Annotated in this window: 16 protein-coding genes; 8 read left to right on the top strand and 8 right to left on the bottom strand. The window is 71.9% G+C overall.

Translation table 11 applies throughout. The annotated features are described in order from the left end of the window. Positions 1-5: 5 nt before the first annotated feature. Positions 6-878, bottom strand: a complete 873-nt coding sequence (locus ACFY2Z_RS08535) for a ketose-bisphosphate aldolase (protein ID WP_390743411.1) — start codon at positions 876-878, stop codon at positions 6-8. Positions 879-890: 12 nt separating this feature from the next. Further along, complete coding sequence (locus ACFY2Z_RS08530) at positions 891-1,865, bottom strand: SIS domain-containing protein (protein WP_390743410.1); 975 nt, start codon at positions 1,863-1,865, stop codon at positions 891-893. A gap of 137 nt (positions 1,866-2,002) precedes the next feature. On the opposite strand from ACFY2Z_RS08530, the gene ACFY2Z_RS08525 reads away from it, so the two are divergent. Together ACFY2Z_RS08525 and ACFY2Z_RS08520 are read left to right on the top strand one after the other, a co-directional pair. Beyond that, a complete protein-coding gene (locus ACFY2Z_RS08525; protein WP_390743409.1) occupies positions 2,003-2,782 on the top strand; it encodes a DeoR/GlpR family DNA-binding transcription regulator in 780 nt (259 codons plus the stop codon). A 240-nt stretch (positions 2,783-3,022) separates the two neighbouring features. Beyond that, positions 3,023-4,858 carry a glycoside hydrolase family 15 protein gene (locus ACFY2Z_RS08520; protein WP_390743408.1) on the top strand — a complete coding sequence of 612 codons (1,836 nt, stop codon included), beginning with the start codon at positions 3,023-3,025 and terminating at the stop codon, positions 4,856-4,858. A gap of 58 nt (positions 4,859-4,916) precedes the next feature. Here the strand turns inward: ACFY2Z_RS08520 and ACFY2Z_RS08515 are convergent, their stop codons facing one another. Then, positions 4,917-5,648, bottom strand: a complete 732-nt coding sequence (locus ACFY2Z_RS08515; protein WP_390743407.1) for a CBS domain-containing protein — start codon at positions 5,646-5,648, stop codon at positions 4,917-4,919. Between the two features lie 295 nt (positions 5,649-5,943). On the opposite strand from ACFY2Z_RS08515, the gene ACFY2Z_RS08510 reads away from it, so the two are divergent. Continuing rightward, entirely contained in the window at positions 5,944-7,230 is a 1,287-nt protein-coding gene (locus ACFY2Z_RS08510) for a cytochrome P450 (RefSeq protein ID WP_390743406.1), read from the top strand. Between the two features lie 52 nt (positions 7,231-7,282). Beyond that, positions 7,283-8,023 (top strand): maleylpyruvate isomerase family mycothiol-dependent enzyme, encoded by a 741-nt coding sequence (locus tag ACFY2Z_RS08505; RefSeq protein WP_390743405.1) that lies wholly within the window; start codon positions 7,283-7,285, stop codon positions 8,021-8,023. A gap of 12 nt (positions 8,024-8,035) precedes the next feature. Here the strand turns inward: ACFY2Z_RS08505 and ACFY2Z_RS08500 are convergent, their stop codons facing one another. Continuing rightward, on the bottom strand, positions 8,036-8,431 hold the full coding sequence (locus ACFY2Z_RS08500) for a MarR family winged helix-turn-helix transcriptional regulator (protein WP_390743404.1): 396 nt from the start codon (positions 8,429-8,431) through the stop codon (positions 8,036-8,038). An 86-nt stretch (positions 8,432-8,517) separates the two neighbouring features. Between ACFY2Z_RS08500 and ACFY2Z_RS08495 the strand changes: the two genes are divergently transcribed. Together ACFY2Z_RS08495 and ACFY2Z_RS08490 are read left to right on the top strand one after the other, a co-directional pair. Further along, positions 8,518-10,020 (top strand): MFS transporter, encoded by a 1,503-nt coding sequence (locus ACFY2Z_RS08495; protein WP_390743403.1) that lies wholly within the window; start codon positions 8,518-8,520, stop codon positions 10,018-10,020. A 69-nt stretch (positions 10,021-10,089) separates the two neighbouring features. Further along, positions 10,090-10,401 carry a DUF6332 family protein gene (locus ACFY2Z_RS08490; protein WP_390743402.1) on the top strand — a complete coding sequence of 104 codons (312 nt, stop codon included), beginning with the start codon at positions 10,090-10,092 and terminating at the stop codon, positions 10,399-10,401. Here the strand turns inward: ACFY2Z_RS08490 and ACFY2Z_RS08485 are convergent. The 3 genes from ACFY2Z_RS08485 to ACFY2Z_RS08475 all read right to left on the bottom strand — a co-directional run bounded on the left by ACFY2Z_RS08485 (position 10,362) and on the right by ACFY2Z_RS08475 (position 13,090). Continuing rightward, positions 10,362-11,027: a response regulator gene (locus ACFY2Z_RS08485; protein ID WP_390743401.1), complete on the bottom strand. Its 666-nt coding sequence runs from the start codon at positions 11,025-11,027 to the stop codon at positions 10,362-10,364. The genes ACFY2Z_RS08490 and ACFY2Z_RS08485 overlap by 40 nt on opposite strands. After that, positions 11,024-12,298, bottom strand: a complete 1,275-nt coding sequence (locus ACFY2Z_RS08480) for a sensor histidine kinase (protein WP_390743400.1) — start codon at positions 12,296-12,298, stop codon at positions 11,024-11,026. The genes ACFY2Z_RS08485 and ACFY2Z_RS08480 overlap by 4 nt, the downstream gene beginning before the upstream one ends. A gap of 99 nt (positions 12,299-12,397) precedes the next feature. Continuing rightward, positions 12,398-13,090 carry a TetR/AcrR family transcriptional regulator gene (locus ACFY2Z_RS08475; RefSeq protein ID WP_390743399.1) on the bottom strand — a complete coding sequence of 231 codons (693 nt, stop codon included), beginning with the start codon at positions 13,088-13,090 and terminating at the stop codon, positions 12,398-12,400. A 173-nt stretch (positions 13,091-13,263) separates the two neighbouring features. Here ACFY2Z_RS08475 and ACFY2Z_RS08470 point away from each other — a divergent pair, with 173 nt between their 5' ends. Further along, positions 13,264-13,713 (top strand): nitroreductase family deazaflavin-dependent oxidoreductase, encoded by a 450-nt coding sequence (locus ACFY2Z_RS08470; RefSeq protein WP_390743398.1) that lies wholly within the window; start codon positions 13,264-13,266, stop codon positions 13,711-13,713. Here the strand turns inward: ACFY2Z_RS08470 and ACFY2Z_RS08465 are convergent. Continuing rightward, entirely contained in the window at positions 13,703-14,935 is a 1,233-nt protein-coding gene (locus ACFY2Z_RS08465) for a geranylgeranyl reductase family protein (RefSeq protein WP_390743397.1), read from the bottom strand. The genes ACFY2Z_RS08470 and ACFY2Z_RS08465 overlap by 11 nt on opposite strands. 209 nt (positions 14,936-15,144) lie before the next feature. On the opposite strand from ACFY2Z_RS08465, the gene ACFY2Z_RS08460 reads away from it, so the two are divergent. Then, positions 15,145-16,500 (top strand): dipeptidase, encoded by a 1,356-nt coding sequence (locus ACFY2Z_RS08460; protein WP_390743396.1) that lies wholly within the window; start codon positions 15,145-15,147, stop codon positions 16,498-16,500. Positions 16,501-16,811 lie beyond the last annotated feature (311 nt).

The following is a 16,811-nucleotide window of genomic DNA, read 5'->3' as shown; positions in this document are numbered from 1 at the left end:
CGGGGCTAAGAAGCCTCGGGCGCGACGCCGTCCTTGAGCACGGTCATCAGCCGGGCCACGGTCCGGACCATCGCCTCCCGTCCCACTCCCAGATAGCCCCGTGAGTCGGCCGCCTCGGGGTGCGCGGCGAGGAACTCCCTGATCGCGCCGGTCATCGCGACGTTCAGCGCGGTCCCTATGTTGACCTTCGCGATGCCGCCCGCGACGGCCGCCGTCAGCTCTCCGTCCGGCAGTCCGGAGGAGCCGTGCAGGACGAGGGGTATGTCGAGCGCGGCACCCAGCCGCTTGAGCAGACCGTGGTCGAGCGCGGCCGTGCGCGTGGTCATCGCGTGGGTGCTGCCGACGGCGACGGCGAGGGCGTCGACGCCGGTGTCCGCCACGAAGGCGGCGGCCTCCCGGGGATCGGTCCGGGCGCCGGGGGCGTGCGGGTCGGGCGGCGGGTCGCCGCTCTTGCCGCCGACCTGCCCCAACTCCGCCTCGATCCAAAGCCCTTGGGCGTGCGCCCAGTCGGCAGCGGCGCGGGTGGCGGCCAGGTTCTCCTCGTACGGCAGCCGGGCCGCGTCGTACATCACCGAGCTGAACCCGGCGCCGGGCGCCTGCCGGAGCAGGCCGTCGCTGTGGATGTGGTCGAGGTGGAGGGCGACGGGCACGTCCGCGCGCTCGGCGGCCTCGGCGGCGGCCCGGGCCAGGGGAAGCAGACGTCCGTAGCGGTACTTGACCGCGTTCTCGCTGACCTGGAGCACCACCGGGGCGCCCGCGTGCTCCGCGCCCGCGATGACGGCCTCGACGTGTTCGAGGGTGATGACGTTGAACGCGGGGACGGCATGACGTGCGGCGGCGGCAGCGGCGATCAGGTCGCCGGTGGCTGCGAGCGGCATGGATCCTCCCGCTCAACGGGAACGCGGGTCGGGGCCGGGGCTCCCGCCAGGGTTCGGGCCGGGGTTCGCGGTCGCGTTCGGGTTCCCGTCACGGGCCGGATCCGCGCCCGCAGTGAGGATCACCGAGCGGGTCAGATGGCGCGGCCGGTCGGGGTCGAGCCCTCGGGCGGTGGCGACGGCGACCGCGAGCCGCTGGACGCGTACGAGTTCGGCGAGGGGGTCGAGTTCACCGGCGACCCACAGCCCGCCCGTGTCCCGCACCTGCCGGGCGAGCCCTTCGGGCGCCTCCCCGAGCATCCAGGTGGCGGTGCCGTGTGTGGTGATGCTGATGGGGCCGTGCCGGTACTCCATCGCCGGATAGGCCTCCGTCCACGCCCGTGCGGCCTCCCGCATCTTGAGTCCGGCCTCGTTGGCCAGTCCGACCGTCCAGCCGCGCCCCAGGAAGGTGAACTGTGTGCGGTCGGCGAGACCCGTGGGCAGCGGGGTCTCCAGTGCGGTACGGGCGTCGGCGACCACCGCGTCCGAGTGCAGGCCGAGGTGGGCCCGCAGCAGGGTGAGCGCGGTGGTGGCGAAGCGGGTCTGGACGACGGACTGCTCGTCGGCGTAGCCGAGCACGACCACCTCGTCGGCGCGGTCCATGACGGGTGTGCCGGGGTCGGCGGTGATCGCGGTGGTCCGGGTCCGCCCGCGCAGCCGGCCGAGGAGTTCGAGGACCTCGGTGGTGGTGCCGGACCGGGTGAGGGCGACGACCCGGTCGTACGAGCGCCCGTGGGGGAACTCGGAGGCGGCGAACGCGTCCGTCTCGCCCTGTCCGGACCGCTCACGCAACGCGGCGGCGGACTGCGCCATGAACCACGAGGTACCGCATCCGACGATCGCGACCCGCTCCCCCGCCGCCGGAAGGGCCCGTGTGTGGTCCGCCGCGTCCTCGGCGGCGCGGCTCCAGCACTCGGGTTGGCTGCTCAGCTCATCCTCGACATGGGTCATGTTCCACCCTCCCCACTGTGCGATTTCCTGCAAGATATAAGCGCCTTTCAATCAGGATCAAGCATTCTGACGGAGGTGGGGCGCGTTAGGGTCGCCGCAGCGGCCGAGGAACGCAGGCCGGGGAACGGAGACTGCGGATGTCGCGGGACGCCCGCTGGAAGGCGCTGCTGGAACTGCTCGTCGAGCGGGGCCGGCTGGATGTCGAGGAGGCGGCGGCCGAGCTGGGGGTGTCGGCCGCGACCATCCGCCGCGACTTCGACCAGCTCGCGGAGCAGCAGATGCTGGTGCGCACGCGGGGCGGCGCCGTGGTGCACGGCGTCTCCTACGAGCTGCCACTGCGCTACAAGACGGCCCGCCACGCCTCCGAGAAGCAGCGCATCGCCAAGGCGGTGGCGGATCTGATCGCCCCCGGGGAGGCGGTGGGCCTCACCGGCGGCACGACGACGACGGAGGTGGCGCGCGCCCTGGCGGTGCGTGGCGATCTGGCGACGGGCTCCCCCGCGCTGACCGTGGTCACCAATGCGCTCAACATCGCCAATGAGCTCGCCGTGCGGCCGCAGTTCAAGATCGTGGTGACGGGCGGCGTCGCGCGCCCGCAGTCGTACGAGCTGATCGGCCCCCTCGCGGACGGGGTGCTCGGCCGGATCACCCTGGATGTTGCCGTGCTCGGTGTGGTGGCCCTCGACGTCACCCATGGCGCGGCGGCGCACGACGAGGCGGAGGCCGCGATCAACCGTCTGCTGTGCGAGCGCGCCGAGCGAGTGGTCGTCGCGGCGGACTCCAGCAAGCTGGGGCAGCGCGCGTTCGCGTGGATCTGCGGGGTGGAGTCGGTGGACACACTGGTCACGGACTCGGCGGCCGGGGCGGACGTGGTGCGGCGGTTCGAGGAGGCGGGTGTGCGGGTGGTCGTGGCCTGACACCCGGCCCGAGGCGGGTGGCCGCGGCGTCACGCACGGCCCCGAGGCGGGTGCCCCGGGCCTCACGCACGGCCCCGAGGCGGGTGCCCCCGGCCTCACGCACGGCCCCGAGGCGGAGCGAGGCGCGATCGACGGCCTGCCCTGTGCGATCGGCGATGCCCCGCTCCCCATGCTCCCGGCCGCGCCCGCGCCTAAGCTGGGAGCTGCGGTGGGGCGTGCCGGGTGCTCAGGGAGGCTGTGATGGCCGAAACGCCGTGCGATGCATTTGTGTCCGGAAGCTCCCGGTACCTGTCGATCGCCGACCACGGGCTCATCGGAGACCTCCGCACCGTGGCCCTCGTGGGCACCAACGGCACCATCGACTGGTACTGCTGCCCGGCCTTCGACCACCCGAGCGTGTTCGGGTCGATCCTGGACGCCGACGAGGGCGGGTCCTTCGAGCTGACGGCGACCGTGCCGGCCCGTACCAAACAGTTCTACTTCCCCGACACCAACGTGCTGATCACGCGGTTCTTCACGGAGGACGGGGTCGGCGAGGTACAGGACTTCATGCCCATCGGCGAGGGGTGCGTCGAGAGCGAACGCCATCGGCTGATCCGGCGGTTGCTGTGCGTACGTGGTTCCATCCCGTTCCGGGCCCGGATCGCCCCACGGTTCGGGTACGGCACGGAACCACACACCCTCCGGCTGCTCGGCGACGTGGCGGTCTTCGAGTCCACCGACCTGACGCTGGCCCTGACCGCCACCATGCCCCTGGAGGGCGACGACTCCGATGTGTGGACGGACTTCAAGCTGGCCGAGGGTGAGACGGCGGTGTTCGCGCTGGACCAGCTCTGTGAATCGATGCCTCCGCGCATGTGCGCGCGCGCGGAGGCGGAGCGGCAGTTCGCCACCACGGTGGCGTACTGGCGCCGCTGGCTGGCCGCCTCGCGCTACCGCGGCCGGTGGCGGGAGATGGTGCACCGCTCCGCCCTCACCCTGAAGCTGCTCACCTACGCCCCGACCGGCGCGATCGTCGCCGCCCCGACCACCAGCCTGCCCGAGCAGCTCGGCGGCGAGCGCAACTGGGACTACCGCTATGTCTGGGTGCGGGACGCGGCCTTCTGCGTCTACGCCCTGCTGCGGCTGGGCTTCACCGGCGAGGCCGAGGCGTTCATGAGCTTTGTGACCCGGCACGTCATCCCGGGGGACGGCGGACCGTCCGGCCCGCTGCAGATCATGTACGGGATCGACGGCCGCACCGATCTGCCCGAGCGGGAGCTCGACCATCTGGAGGGCCACCAGGGCTCCGCGCCGGTGCGGATCGGCAACGGCGCCGCCACCCAGCTCCAGCTCGACATCTACGGGGCCCTCATCGACTCCATCTACCTCTACGACAAGTGGGCGCAGCCCATCTCCAGCGACCAGTGGGACCAGGTCTGCGCCCTGGTCGACTGGGTCCGCGACCACTGGGACCAGCCCGACGAGGGCATCTGGGAGACCCGTGGCGGCCGAAAGAACTTCCTGTACTCGCGGCTGATGTGCTGGGTGGCGATCGAACGGGCCATCCGGCTCGCCAACCGCCGCGGCCTGCCCGCCGACCTGCTCCGCTGGCGGCGGTGCCGGGACGCGATCTACCGGCGGATCATGGAACACGGCTGGTCCCCGGAGCGCCGGGCCTTCGTCCAGTACGAGGACGGCGACGTGCTCGACGCGGCGCTGCTGATGATGCCGCTGGCCAAGTTCGTCGCGCCCACCGATCCCAAGTGGCTGTCCACCCTGGACGCCCTCACCCAGGACCTGGTGTCCGACTCGCTGGTCTACCGCTACGACCCGCAGGCGGCGCCGGACGGCTTGCGCGGCGACGAGGGCACGTTCTCCATCTGCTCGTTCTGGTACGTCGAGGCACTGGTGCGGGCCGGCCGTCTCGACGAGGCACGGCTCGCCTTCGAGAAGATGCTGACCTACGCCAATCATCTGGGCCTGTACGCCGAGGAGATCAGCCGCACCGGTGAACAACAGGGCAACTTCCCGCAGGCGTTCACCCACTTCGCGCTGATCAGCGCGGCGTTCAATCTGGACCGGGCGCTGGGCTGAAGGGGACTTCGCCCCCGGCCGGAGGCCTTCACCCCACCCGGCCGGAAGACACGTCCGCTCAGGGGTCGCGCAGCCAGTCACCGGCGGTGCCGTGCGACGACCGCTCGTGGTGCGGCAGACGGGAGTCGTCGAAGCGGTACGTGAGCTGGTCGATCACCGCGACCACTCCGTCGATCTGCTTGGTCATGGAGACGGCGACCCCCGTCTCGGTCCTGCGTACCAGCTGGCCGGTGAGCGTGACCACGCCCTCGACCACGAAGACATCGATGCTCCGGGGTGCCAGCCGCAGGGTGCGCATCAGCACCTCCTCGATCACTTCGCGGCGGATCTCCGCGTCGGACCGCAGAAAGACCTGGAGCAGGTCCCGGCGGGTGACGATGCCGACGAGCCGGTCCTCCTCGTCCAGCACGGGCAGCCGTTCCACATGCCGCTGCGCCATGGTCCGCGCCGCCTCGGCGATGGTCTCCTCGGCGTGCACGGTGACGGGCGGTACGGTCATGAGCTGGCCGGCGGTGAAGGCCGCGGACTTGGCGACCTGTCTGCGCGCCCTGGGCGTCAGCGGGGCGAACCGGAAGCGGCGCCTGGGTTCACCCGCGTCGAGGGCTTCCGACTGCCTGGCCACCAGGTCCGTCTCGGAGACGACGCCGATGACCTTGTCGTCGTCGTCCACGACGGGCAGTCCGCTGATGTGGCGGTCTGCGAGGAGCCGCGCGACCTCCTTGAACGGAGTGCGGTACTCGGCGCGGATGACATCCGTGGTCATCACCGAGCCGACCTTGTTGTGCTTCATGCCCTTCCCTCCTCGGCGGAGTGGGCGCAGACATGGGTCCTGGGGCCCGCGCGGCAGCAGACGTACGCACGCGGGCGTCGAGCACGGTGCCCCGTGCCTCTCGCTTCTTCCCTTGCCTCTCGACACGTCCCTTGCTTCTGCTCTTCGAGCATCCAGCGGTTCCGGGGCGATTCCATGGGCTGGCCGGGGGTGGACCGGGGGCCGTTCGGCCCTGATATCGAGCCGGGCGGCCGTCGGACGGCCGTGAAACCGGGATGAAACCGCCGTGAAGGCGGCCGCCCGCATGCTCTGCGGCATGACCTCGCACACCGGAACCGCCGATACCGCCCCCGCGACCACAGGCTCCTGCCCCGTCCGTCTGACCCCCGAACTCGTCGAGGACCCCGTAGGCGCCTACGCCGGCTTCCGCACCCGGCCCGAGCTCCCCGAAGTGGTGCTTCCGGGCCTGCAGACCCCGGCACGGCTCGTCACCCGCTATGCCGAGGTCAAGGCCGCCCTGACGGAACCCCGGCTCGTCCGGGACCGCTCCAGGGTGCCCGGCGGGGCCGACGGAGCCGACCCACAGGCCGAACTGATGGAGGCCGCGCTCGGCGGCTTCCCGGCGGAGTACGCCCGCTATGTCGCCGGTCATCTGGCGCTGCTGGACGGCCCGGCGCACGCCCGGCTGCGCACCCCCCTGACCCGGGCGTTCACCGCCGGGCGCATCGCGGCCCTGCGGTCGTTCGTGGAACGGACGGCCGATGATCTGCTGCGCGCACTCGCGGCGCGGGGCGAGGCGGATCTGCTGGGCGAGTTCGCGTACCCGCTGGCCACCGTCGTCGTCTGCGAACTCGTCGGTGTGGAAGAGGACGACCGGGACCGGGTGTGCGCATGGATCCACGACTTCGCGTGCGGCGACGGCAGCCGCACTGTGGACGGGCTCGCCGGCATCGTGGACTACACCAAGGAGCTGATCGCCCGGCGGCGGGCCGCCCCCACCGAGGACCTCGTCTCCGCACTGATCGGGGCGGGCCGCGACGGCGGGGAGCCGCTGACCGAGGACGAACTGGTGTCGGTGGTCTTCCTGCTGATCAGCACCGGGATCACCCCGCCCGCCCTGTTCCTCGCTCATGCGGTCCTCGCCCTCTTCGACCACCCGGAGCAGCTCGCCGCGCTGCGGGCCGATCCCGCGCTGCTGGGGCGCGCGGTGCCCGAACTGCTGCGTCGCGTCAGCCTCGTGCGCATCGGTGCCTCGATGTACGCCACCGAGGACTTCGAGTTCGCCGGGACCACCCTGAAGAAGGGGGAGACGGTGACCGTGGCGCTGCTCGCCGCCAACCATGACGCGGAGGAGTACGGCGAGACGGCCGACCGGCTCGACATCACCCGGGAGTTCGGTCGAGGCGACGGCCATCTCGCCTTCGGCCACGGCGCCCACTACTGCCTGGGCGCCGCCCTCGGTCGTCTCGTCACCTCGGTCGTGCTCGACCAAGTACTGGTCCGCCGTCCCGGCACCGCTCTCGCCGTGGGGCGGGACGAGCTGGAGTTCGGGCACTGGCCGGGCGACGGGTTCCACCTGCTGCGGCTGCCGGTGCGGTTCTGAGGGATGTGCGTAACGCTCACGCACCGATCACCGGTGCGGCACACTCGACCTCATGGAGAATGCCGAGTTCATCGGGGTCCTGGACCGGGAGGGGCGGTTGCTGGCCGCCGCGGCGGAGGAGTCGGGTACCGCCGCACAGGTGCCGACCTGCCCGGACTGGCTGGTGCGGGATCTGCTGCGGCACACGGGCATGGTGCACCGATGGGCGGCGGCCTTCGTCACCGAGGGGCACACCGCGTACCACCCCGACGGCGGGCTGCCGGATCTCGACGGCTCAGCGCTCCTGACCTGGTTCCGCGAGGGGCACCGACACCTCGTCGACACCCTGTCCGGTGCCGCGCCCGATGTACGGTGCTGGCACTTCCTGCCGGCCCCCTCGCCGCTCGCCTTCTGGGCCCGGCGGCAGGCGCACGAGACGGCCGTGCACCGGTTCGACGCGGAGTCGGCGCGTGGCGGGACGCCCACCGCGGTCGGCACGGACTTCGCGCTCGACGGCATCGAGGAACTGCTGCACGGCTTCCACGCCCGCTCCAGGAGCGGGGTCCGCAGCGAGGAGCCTCGGGTGCTGCGGGTGCGGGCTACGGACGCCGACGACGCCGTGTGGAGCGTACGGCTGTCGGAAGGGCCGCCCGTGGCCGAGCGAGGGGAGGCAGGGGACGCCGACTGCGAAGTGGCCGGGCCCGCCGGGCGTTTGTACCTGTCGCTGTGGAACCGGCTGCCGTTCCCGGAGGTGACCGGTGACGCCTCGGTCGCCGCCCTGTGGCGCGAGAGGTCCGCCGTCACCTGGAGCTGAGCGACCGGGGCCTCAGCCCGCCAGCATCCTCGCCAGCACCCCTCGGTGGATCGGCAGCACCTCGCGGTGCAGATCGCTCCCCTTGGAAGTGAGGACCACGCGCACGCCACGCCGGTCCTCCGCACACATGACCCGCTCGACCAGTCCGTCCTTCTCCAGGCGGGCGACGAGCCGCGACAGCGCGCTCTGACTCAGATGGACCCGCTCGGAGATCTCCTGAACGCGGTAGGCACCCGAGTCGTCCGGGGCGGTGCGCTCGGACAGCAGGTCGAGCACCTCGAAGTCACTGGCGCACAGGCCGTGCGGGTGCAGGGCTCGGTCGAGTTCGCACTGGGTGTGCGCATGCAGCGCCAGGATGTCGCGCCACTGGTCCACGAGCGCCCGCTCGGCCTTGTTCACCGCCGCCATGGCCGCACCGTAGCAAAGAACCCGCTTTGTTGCATCCGAATTAAATGCGCTTGCATTCAATGCATGCGCATGTAAGTCTCTGGGGCATGACCTCTCCGCTCCCCAACACCGCGTCCGAGGGACGCTGGACCCCGCGGCTGTGGGGCACCCTGCTGGTGCTCTGCGCCGCGATGTTCCTGGACGCCCTGGACGTGTCGATGGTCGGCGTCGCCCTGCCGTCCATCGGTTCCGATCTCCATCTGACGACGTCGACGCTGCAGTGGGTCGTCAGCGGCTACATCCTCGGCTACGGCGGCCTGCTCCTGCTCGGCGGACGCACCGCGGACCTGCTCGGCAGGCGCCAGGTGTTCCTGGTGGCCCTGGGCGTCTTCGCGGTGGCCTCACTGCTGGGCGGGCTCGTCGACTCGGGTCCGCTGCTGATCGCCAGCCGCTTCATCAAGGGCCTCAGCGCCGCGTTCACGGCGCCCGCCGGACTGTCCATCATCACCACGACCTTCGCCGAGGGCCCGCTGCGCAACCGCGCCCTGTCGATCTACACCACCTGCGCCGCCACCGGCTTCTCCATGGGCCTGGTGCTCTCGGGTCTGCTCACCGAGGCCAGCTGGCGCCTGACCATGCTGCTGCCCGCGCCGATCGCGCTGATCGCCCTGCTCGCGGGCCTCAAGCTGCTGCCCCGCAGCGAACGGGAGAAGGACCACAACGGCTACGACATCCCCGGCGCCGTCATCGGCACCGCGTCGATGCTGCTGCTCGTCTTCACCGTCGTCGAGGCACCGCAGGCCGGCTGGGCGTCCGCCCGGACGCTGCTGTCCTTCCTCGCCGTCGCCGTGCTCCTGACCGCGTTCGTCGCCGTCGAGCGGCGCTCGGCCGGCCCGCTGATCCGGCTGGGCGTGCTGCGCTCCGGCACCCAGATCCGCGCCCAGCTCGGCGCGATGGCCTTCTTCGGGTCCTACGTCGGCTTCCAGTTCCTGGTCACGCTGTACATGCAGTCGCTGCTGGGCTGGTCGGCGCTGCACACGGCGCTCGCCTTCCTGCCCGCCGGGGCCCTGGTGGCCGTCTCGTCGACGAAGGTGGGCGCGATCGTCGACCGCTTCGGTACCCAGCGGCTCATCGCGGTGGGCTTCGCGTTCATGGTCGTCGGCTACGCACTGTTCCTGCGCGTCGGCCTCGACCCCGTGTACGCGGCCGTCATCCTGCCGAGCATGCTGCTGATCGGTGCGGCCTGCGCACTGGTCTTCCCCTCGCTCAACATCCAGGCCACCAGCGGTGTCGAGGACCACGAGCAGGGCATGGTCTCCGGTCTGCTGAACACCTCGGTCCAGGTGGGCGGCGCCGTCTTCCTGGCCGTGGTGACGGCGGTGGTGACCGCGCACACGCCCGCGCACCCCACGCCGCAGGCCGTGCTCGACAGCTACCGCCCCGGGCTGATCGTGGTCACCGGCATCGCCCTCGCGGGCCTGCTCGTGACCCTCACAGGACTGCGCGCCCGCCGGTCGCAGCACTCCCTGGTGGTCGCCGGGTCCCTGCCGCAGGAGGTCGGGGCCCTTGCGCAGGAGGCGGACGCGGAGCGCGTGGCGGTCCGCGACTAGGGGGTCGCCTCCATGTGCGCCCGGCGGAGCTTCCTTGCTCCGCCGGGCGCACGCCTGTTTGATCGGCGCATGGAGAAGCACGGGGGACGTTCACCTGGCGGCCGGCGACGGCGCACCCAGGCCGAGCGGGACGCGATCACGGTCGAGATCGGTTACGCGCTGGGCACTGCCGTGTTCGCGGCGGCCCTGCTGCTCGGTGCCGTCGTGGGACCGGTCTTCGTGTTCCACCTGGCCGGCGGCGCGCGGCGCGCCCTCCTCGTCTCGGGGGCCGTCGGGGCCGTGGTGCTCTTCGCCGTCCGGGTCGTCAGCGTGCTGGTGCGCCTCGGGCGCGGCGCCGGGGGTCAGCCCAGCCATCCGGGTCGTACCAGCCCCGACTCGTAGGCCAGGACCACCAGTTGAGCCCGGTCACGGGCGCCCAGCTTGACCATGGTGCGGCTGACGTGGGTCTTCGCCGTGAGCGGGCTGACGACCAGCCGTCGGGCGATCTCGTCGTTGGACAGACCGATCCCGACCAGGGCCATCACCTCCCGCTCCCGCTCGGTGAGCGCGGAGAGCGAGGCAACGGCGGCGGGCTGTTTGGAGCGGGCGGCGAACTCGGAGATCAGCCGCCTCGTCACACTCGGCGAGAGCAGGGCGTTGCCCTCGACCACGGCCCGGACGGCTCGCAGCAGTTCCTCGGGCTCGGTGTCCTTGACCAGGAAGCCGGAGGCTCCGGAACGGATCGCCTCGAACACGTACTCGTCGAGTTCGAAGGTGGTGAGCATGACCACCTTCACCGTCTGCAGATCCGGGTCGTCGGTGATCCCGCGGGTCGCCGCGAGCCCGTCGACCCGCGGCATACGGATGTCCATCAACACGACGTCGGGCCGCAGTTCGCGCACCCTGGACAGTGCCTCCTCGCCGTCGGCCGCCTCCCCCGCCACCTCGATGTCGGGCTGGGCGTCCAGCAGCGCCCTGAACCCGGCCCTGACCAGCGACTGGTCGTCGGCGAGCAGTACACGGATCATCGGCCCTCCCGGCGCTCGACGGACTCCTCGGACGACGCCCTCAGCGGCAGCAGGGCGAGCACCCGGAAGCCCCCGTCGTCCCGCGCGCCCGCCTCGATCGTGCCGCCGAGGGCGGCGGCACGCTCCCGCATCCCGGCCAGCCCGTTGCCGCTGCCGCCCGCGTCGGCGCCGGTCGCGGGCCCGTCGTCGTCGATACGGAGGCGGAGCGCCCCCGCCCCGGTCTCGACGTGCACGCGCGCGTGCCGCGATCCCGAGTGCCGTACGACATTGGTGAGCGCCTCCTGCACGATGCGGAAGGCGGCGAGATCGGCAGCGGGGGCGAGCCGGGGCGCCGCGCCCTCGACGGTGACCGCCAGTCCGGCGCTCGCGGCCTGTTCGACCAGCTCCGGCAGCCGGCCGAGCCCGGGCGCGGGCGCGCGGGGCGCGTCACCGGGCGTGCGCAGGGTGTCGAGCACCTGACGCACCTCCCCCAGCGCCTCCTTGCTGGCGGCCTTGATCGTGGTGAGCGCCGTGCGCGCCTGCTCGGGGTCGGCGTCCAGCAGCGCGAGACCGACCCCCGCCTGGACGTTGATCACGGAGATGCTGTGGGCGAGGACGTCGTGGAGTTCACGGGCGATGCGCAGCCGCTCCTCGTCGGCACGCCGACGCGCTGCCTGCGCCCGTTCGGCCCGCTCGCGCGCCCACTGCTCGCGCCGGACCCGCACCAGTTCCGCGACCGCCAGGAACGCCACCACCCAGGCGGTGACGACCAGTTCCTGCCCCCAGGAAGCGGCCGAGTCCCCGGACGGCGGCAGCCAGCGGTACAGCCGGTGCGCCACAAGGACATGTCCGGCCCAGAACACCCCGACGGCCGTCCACGCCGCCGTGCGGCGCCCGGCGACGAGCGCGCCGAAACAGCCGACGGCGACGGTGAGGAACACCGGGCCGTAGGGGTATCCGGCGCCCAGATACACGGTCGCGGCCACGGACGTCACGAACGCGACGGTTACGGGATGCCGCTGCCGCCACAGCAGCGCCCCCGAGGCCACCAGCAGCAGCGCATGGGCGAAGACGTCCAGGGGCGCGCGGCCCTGCTGCCGGTCGAGTGCCGCGGCATGCGTACCGACGATCACCAGGACGGTGAGCAGCAGGGTGGAGCGCCAGGGCAGACGGGAGCCGCGGACCTCGTCGCCCCCACGGTTCCACCACGGCGGTCCGGGCCGCCATGACGGGCCGGGCGGCCGCAACGGCGCGGGCCACCGCCCCGGCCGCGCTGTGCTCTGCTCCTCCATGACGTTCACGCTAGACGCAGCCTGCCACGGGTGGCGTCAGCCGGGTGAGGTGATCAGCCGTACTCCCCGGGGAGTACGGCATGGGCCGGTGAGGGCTGGTTACGGGAAGACGATGCCCACGCCGTGCGCCAGTTGGGCCGCCGCGTGCCGGAAGAACGTCTCCCGGTCCTCCACGACCCTGTTGAACTGCCCGAACAGCTCGAATCCGACCAGCCCGTACAGCTGCGCACAGGAGGCGACCAGGGCCGTGACCACCTCGGGCGGCAGATCGGGGGCCAGGTCGGCGGCCATACGGCGGGCCTCCGGCTCCAGTTCGGCGGGCACCGGGGTTCGGGCCACGCCGCGCTCTCGGTGGGCCCGGCGCACGATGCCGAGCAGCACGACCCATACCCGGGAGGCGGACGGGACGGTCGTCTCGGGCGCGGAGTATCCGGGCACCGGTGTGCCGTAGATCAGGGCGTACTCGTGCGGGTGCGCGAGCGCCCATCCGCGTACGGCCTCGGCCACGGCGACCCAGCGCCGCGCGGGGGCGAGGTCGCCGCCCCGCGCGGCCGCGGCCTCGGCCGCCTCCCCCAGAGCGTCGTAGGCGTCGATGATCAGCTCGGTGAGCAGGTCGTCCCGGCTGGGGAAGTAGCGGTAGAGCGCGGAGGAGACCATGCCCAGCTCCCGGGCGACGGCGCGCAGGGAGAGCCTGGCCGCGCCTTCCTCGGCGAGTTGTCTGCGGGCCGCGTTCTTGATGGCGGCGGTGACCTCGATCCGGGCTCGGGCGCGGGCTCCTTGGGGGGTGCTCATGTCCGCAGTGTGCCATGTTTCCGGAGCAGTGCACACAACCGCGAGCACCGCACTCAAACAAGAGCGCCGCACCAAAATGTGAGCGCCGCTCTTGCGATGGGACACCGCTCTCCCCCACACTGTTCCCACAGCGAGAGCACCGCTCACACTTTCCGCCCCAGGAGGACCGCCCCATGTCCACACACGTCCAGAAGCCCGGCTGGTTCACCGTCAACGTCTTCAACCGCGCCGTGGCCTGGATGACCCGCCGCGGCATCAGCATCTGGGGATCCCGGGTGCTGGCGGTGCGCGGCCGCAAGAGCGGCGAGTGGCGCACCACTCCCGTGAATCTGCTGACGGTGGACGGACAGCAGTACCTGCTCGCTCCCCGCGGCCATGTGCAGTGGACCCACAACATGCGCGCGGCCGGCGGCGGCGAACTCCGCCTGGGCAGGAACGTGGACGTGTTCACGGCCGACGAGGTCGCCGACGACGACAAGGTTCCCCTGCTGCGCGCCTACCTCAAGCGCTGGAAGGCGGAGGTCGGGGTCTTCTTCAACGGTGTCGGCCCCGACTCCCCGGACCAGGAGCTGCGCCGGATCGCCCCCGACCACCCGGTCTTCCGCGTCACGGTCAGGAACTGACCTCTTCCCCGGCCGGTCGCCGGTCCAGCGCGGTCAGGGCGCGCTGGGCGATCGGACGGTTGCGGATCATCTCCGCCAGGGAGGAGGCCCCCTGCGTGATGTCCTTGAAGGCCTTCCAGGCGGGGCGGAAGCCGGTCAGCGCCGCGTGGAAGAGCCCGGGGCGCCGCTCGAACGCCGCCAGCAGCCGCTTCCCGACGCTCATCTCGACGCCCAGACCGGCCTTGATCGCGAACGCGTAGTTCAGGGCCTGGCGCCGCGTGTCCACGGCGTCGTGCGCCTCGGCGATCCGGACCGCCCACTCGCCGGCGAGCCGCCCCGACCGCAGCGCGAAGGAGATGCCCTCACGTGTCCACGGCTCCAGCAGCCCCGCCGCGTCGCCGCACACCAGCACCCGCCCGCGCGACAGCGGCGAGTCGTCGGCACGGCAGCGCGTCAAGTGCCCGGAGGAGATGTTCGGTTCGAAACCGGCGAGACCGAGCCGGGCGATGAAGTCCTCCAAATACCGCTTCGTGGCGGCGCCTTCACCGCGCCTGGAGATCACGCCGACCGTCAGCGTGTCGCCCTTCGGGAAGACCCAGCCGTAGCTTCCGGGCATCGGGCCCCAGTCGATGAGAACCCGCCCCTTCCAGTCCTCGGCGACGGTCTCCGGCACCGGGATCTCCGCCTCCAGGCCCAGGTCCACCTGGTCGAGCTTCACCCCGACATGGGCCCCTATGCGGCTGGCGCTGCCGTCGGCACCCACCACCGCGCGCGCCAGCACCGTCTCGCCGCCCTGCAGGACGACGGCGACCGTGCGCCGGTCGGGCACCGCCGACCCGTGCTGCTCGACCCGCGAGACGGTCACACCCGTCCGCAGTTCCGCGCCCGCCTTCTGTGCGTGCTCGACGAGTTGCTGGTCGAACTCGGGACGGTTGATCAGCCCGAACAGCATCTGCTTGGAGCGCCGGGTGCGGGTGAAGCGGCCGTTGTTCGAGAAGGTGACCGCATGCACCCGGTCGCGCAGCGGCAACTCGAAGCCGGGCGGCAGCGAGTCGCGCGAGGGGCCGATGATGCCGCCGCCGCAGGTCTTGTAGCGAGGCAGCTCCGCCTTCTCCAGCAGCAGCACGCTGCGTCCCGCGACGGCCGCCGCATAGGCGGCCGAGGCCCCCGCGGGTCCCGCGCCCACCACGACGACGTCCCATACCCGCTGCACGTCGTCCGCCGAAGAGTTCTCGCTGCTCACGATGGTCTACTGCTCCCGATCAAGCCGCCTGCCGCACCTGTCCCCCGCATCCTACGGCGGCATCGTCGCAGGCCGCTGTGGGAGGATCGGCACCGTACGTGCACTGCACACCCGTACGCGCGTACCCCAGCGTGATCACTCGCACACAGAATTACACACCTACACAGAAGTACCCATCGGTGCCACACCGCACCTCAAGGAGCGTTCCCATGTCGTCGAATCCCGTCGCCGAGACCGTCGCCTCGCTGATGCCCAGGGCGAAGGAGGAGCTCACCGAACTGGTGGCCTTCAAATCGGTGGCGGACTTCGGTCAGTTCCCCAAGAGCGAGAGCGAGGGCGCCGCGGGCTGGATCGCCGACGCGCTGCTCGCCGAGGGCTTCCAGGACGTGGCGCTGCTGGACACCCCGGACGGCACACAGTCGGTGTACGGGTATCTGCCCGGCCCCGAGGGCGCGAAGACCGTGCTCCTCTACGCCCACTACGACGTGCAGCCGCCGCTCGACGAAGCCGGCTGGACGACGCCGCCCTTCGAACTGACCGAGCGCGACGGCCGCTGGTACGGACGCGGCGCCGCCGACTGCAAGGGCGGGGTCGTCATGCATCTGCTGGCGCTTCGGGCGCTGCGGGCGAACGGCGGTGTGCCGGTACATGTCAAGGTGATCGCGGAGGGCTCGGAGGAGCAGGGCACGGGCGGCCTGGAGCGGTACGCCGAGCAGCACCCCGACCTGCTGGCCGCCGACGCCATAGTCATCGGCGACGCGGGCAACTTCCGGGTCGGCCTGCCGACCGTCACCACCACGCTGCGCGGGATGACCCTGGTCCGGGTCGGGATCGACACGCTGGAAGGCAATCTGCACTCCGGCCAGTTCGGGGGTGCGGCCCCGGACGCGCTGGCCGCGCTGATCCGCGTCCTGGACTCGCTGCGCTCGGAGGACGGCTCGACGACCGTCGACGGGCTCACAGGCGGGTCCGAGTGGGAGGGCCTGCGGTACGACGAGGAGCGGTTCCGCAAGGACGCCAAGGTGATCGACGGTGTGGAGCTGATCGGCTCCGGTTCCGTCGCCGACCGGCTGTGGGCCCGGCCCGCCGTGACCGTCCTCGGCATCGACTGCCCGCCGGTCGTGGGCGCGACCCCGTCGGTGCAGGCGAGCGCCCGTGCGCTGATCAGCCTGCGGGTGCCGCCGGGGGTGGAGGCGGCGGAGGCGACGAAGCTGCTCCAGGCCCATCTGGAAGCCCACACGCCGTGGGGTGCCCGGGTGCGGACGGAACAGATCGGACAGGGGCAGGCGTTCCGGGCGGACTCCTCGGGACCGGCGTACACCGCGATGTCCGAGGCGATGGCGGTCGCCTACCCGGGCGAGGAGATGCAGTACGCGGGCCAGGGCGGCTCCATCCCGCTCTGCAACACCCTCGCGTCGCTCTATCCGCAGGCCGAGATCCTCCTCATCGGCCTGAGCGAGCCGGAGGCGCAGATCCACGCGCTGGACGAGAGCGTGTCCCCGGAGGAACTGGAGCGTCTGTCGGTCGCCGAGGCCCTGTTCCTGCGCAACTACGCGGCGCTCTGAACCGGTTCTGCCCACGGTGGAGGGCCCCGCCCGCGGGCGGGGCCCTCCACCGTGGTCGTCTCCCTGGACGTCATCGAACTGCTGCCGCGTCTGCATCTGCCGCGCTTCGCGGTCGGTCAGGCGTATCTGTGGTGCGACGACGACGGGTTGACGCTCATCGACGCCGGTCCGAAGGGCGACCTCCTCGACTTCGGCGGCGGCGCCCGGTCGTGCACGCCCCCGGTCACCCGCACGGCAGCATCGTGCTCCATCTCCCGGAGCAGAGAGCGCTGTTCACGTACGACATCGCCTGCTGAAGACGGAGGACGGCT

Source organism: Streptomyces sp. NPDC001222 (assembly GCF_042896945.1).
Taxonomy (GTDB): domain Bacteria; phylum Actinomycetota; class Actinomycetes; order Streptomycetales; family Streptomycetaceae; genus Streptomyces; species Streptomyces gibsoniae.
Note: the sequence above shows the minus strand (reverse complement) of the source record. Positions and strands in the feature narration are given on the sequence as shown.

What these genes read in the sequence shown, in the direction of transcription:
- ACFY2Z_RS08535 (WP_390743411.1), bottom strand. Translation starts at nt 878, where the DNA reads ATGCCGCTCGCAGCCACCGGCGACCTGATCGCCGCTGCCGCCGCCGCA.
- ACFY2Z_RS08530 (WP_390743410.1), bottom strand. Translation starts at nt 1,865, where the DNA reads ATGACCCATGTCGAGGATGAGCTGAGCAGCCAACCCGAGTGCTGGAGC.
- ACFY2Z_RS08525 (WP_390743409.1), top strand. Translation starts at nt 2,003, where the DNA reads ATGTCGCGGGACGCCCGCTGGAAGGCGCTGCTGGAACTGCTCGTCGAG.
- ACFY2Z_RS08520 (WP_390743408.1), top strand. Translation starts at nt 3,023, where the DNA reads ATGGCCGAAACGCCGTGCGATGCATTTGTGTCCGGAAGCTCCCGGTAC.
- ACFY2Z_RS08515 (WP_390743407.1), bottom strand. Translation starts at nt 5,648, where the DNA reads ATGAAGCACAACAAGGTCGGCTCGGTGATGACCACGGATGTCATCCGC.
- ACFY2Z_RS08510 (WP_390743406.1), top strand. Translation starts at nt 5,944, where the DNA reads ATGACCTCGCACACCGGAACCGCCGATACCGCCCCCGCGACCACAGGC.
- ACFY2Z_RS08505 (WP_390743405.1), top strand. Translation starts at nt 7,283, where the DNA reads ATGGAGAATGCCGAGTTCATCGGGGTCCTGGACCGGGAGGGGCGGTTG.
- ACFY2Z_RS08500 (WP_390743404.1), bottom strand. Translation starts at nt 8,431, where the DNA reads ATGGCGGCGGTGAACAAGGCCGAGCGGGCGCTCGTGGACCAGTGGCGC.
- ACFY2Z_RS08495 (WP_390743403.1), top strand. Translation starts at nt 8,518, where the DNA reads ATGACCTCTCCGCTCCCCAACACCGCGTCCGAGGGACGCTGGACCCCG.
- ACFY2Z_RS08490 (WP_390743402.1), top strand. Translation starts at nt 10,090, where the DNA reads ATGGAGAAGCACGGGGGACGTTCACCTGGCGGCCGGCGACGGCGCACC.
- ACFY2Z_RS08485 (WP_390743401.1), bottom strand. Translation starts at nt 11,027, where the DNA reads ATGATCCGTGTACTGCTCGCCGACGACCAGTCGCTGGTCAGGGCCGGG.
- ACFY2Z_RS08480 (WP_390743400.1), bottom strand. Translation starts at nt 12,298, where the DNA reads ATGGAGGAGCAGAGCACAGCGCGGCCGGGGCGGTGGCCCGCGCCGTTG.
- ACFY2Z_RS08475 (WP_390743399.1), bottom strand. Translation starts at nt 13,090, where the DNA reads ATGAGCACCCCCCAAGGAGCCCGCGCCCGAGCCCGGATCGAGGTCACC.
- ACFY2Z_RS08470 (WP_390743398.1), top strand. Translation starts at nt 13,264, where the DNA reads ATGTCCACACACGTCCAGAAGCCCGGCTGGTTCACCGTCAACGTCTTC.
- ACFY2Z_RS08460 (WP_390743396.1), top strand. Translation starts at nt 15,145, where the DNA reads ATGTCGTCGAATCCCGTCGCCGAGACCGTCGCCTCGCTGATGCCCAGG.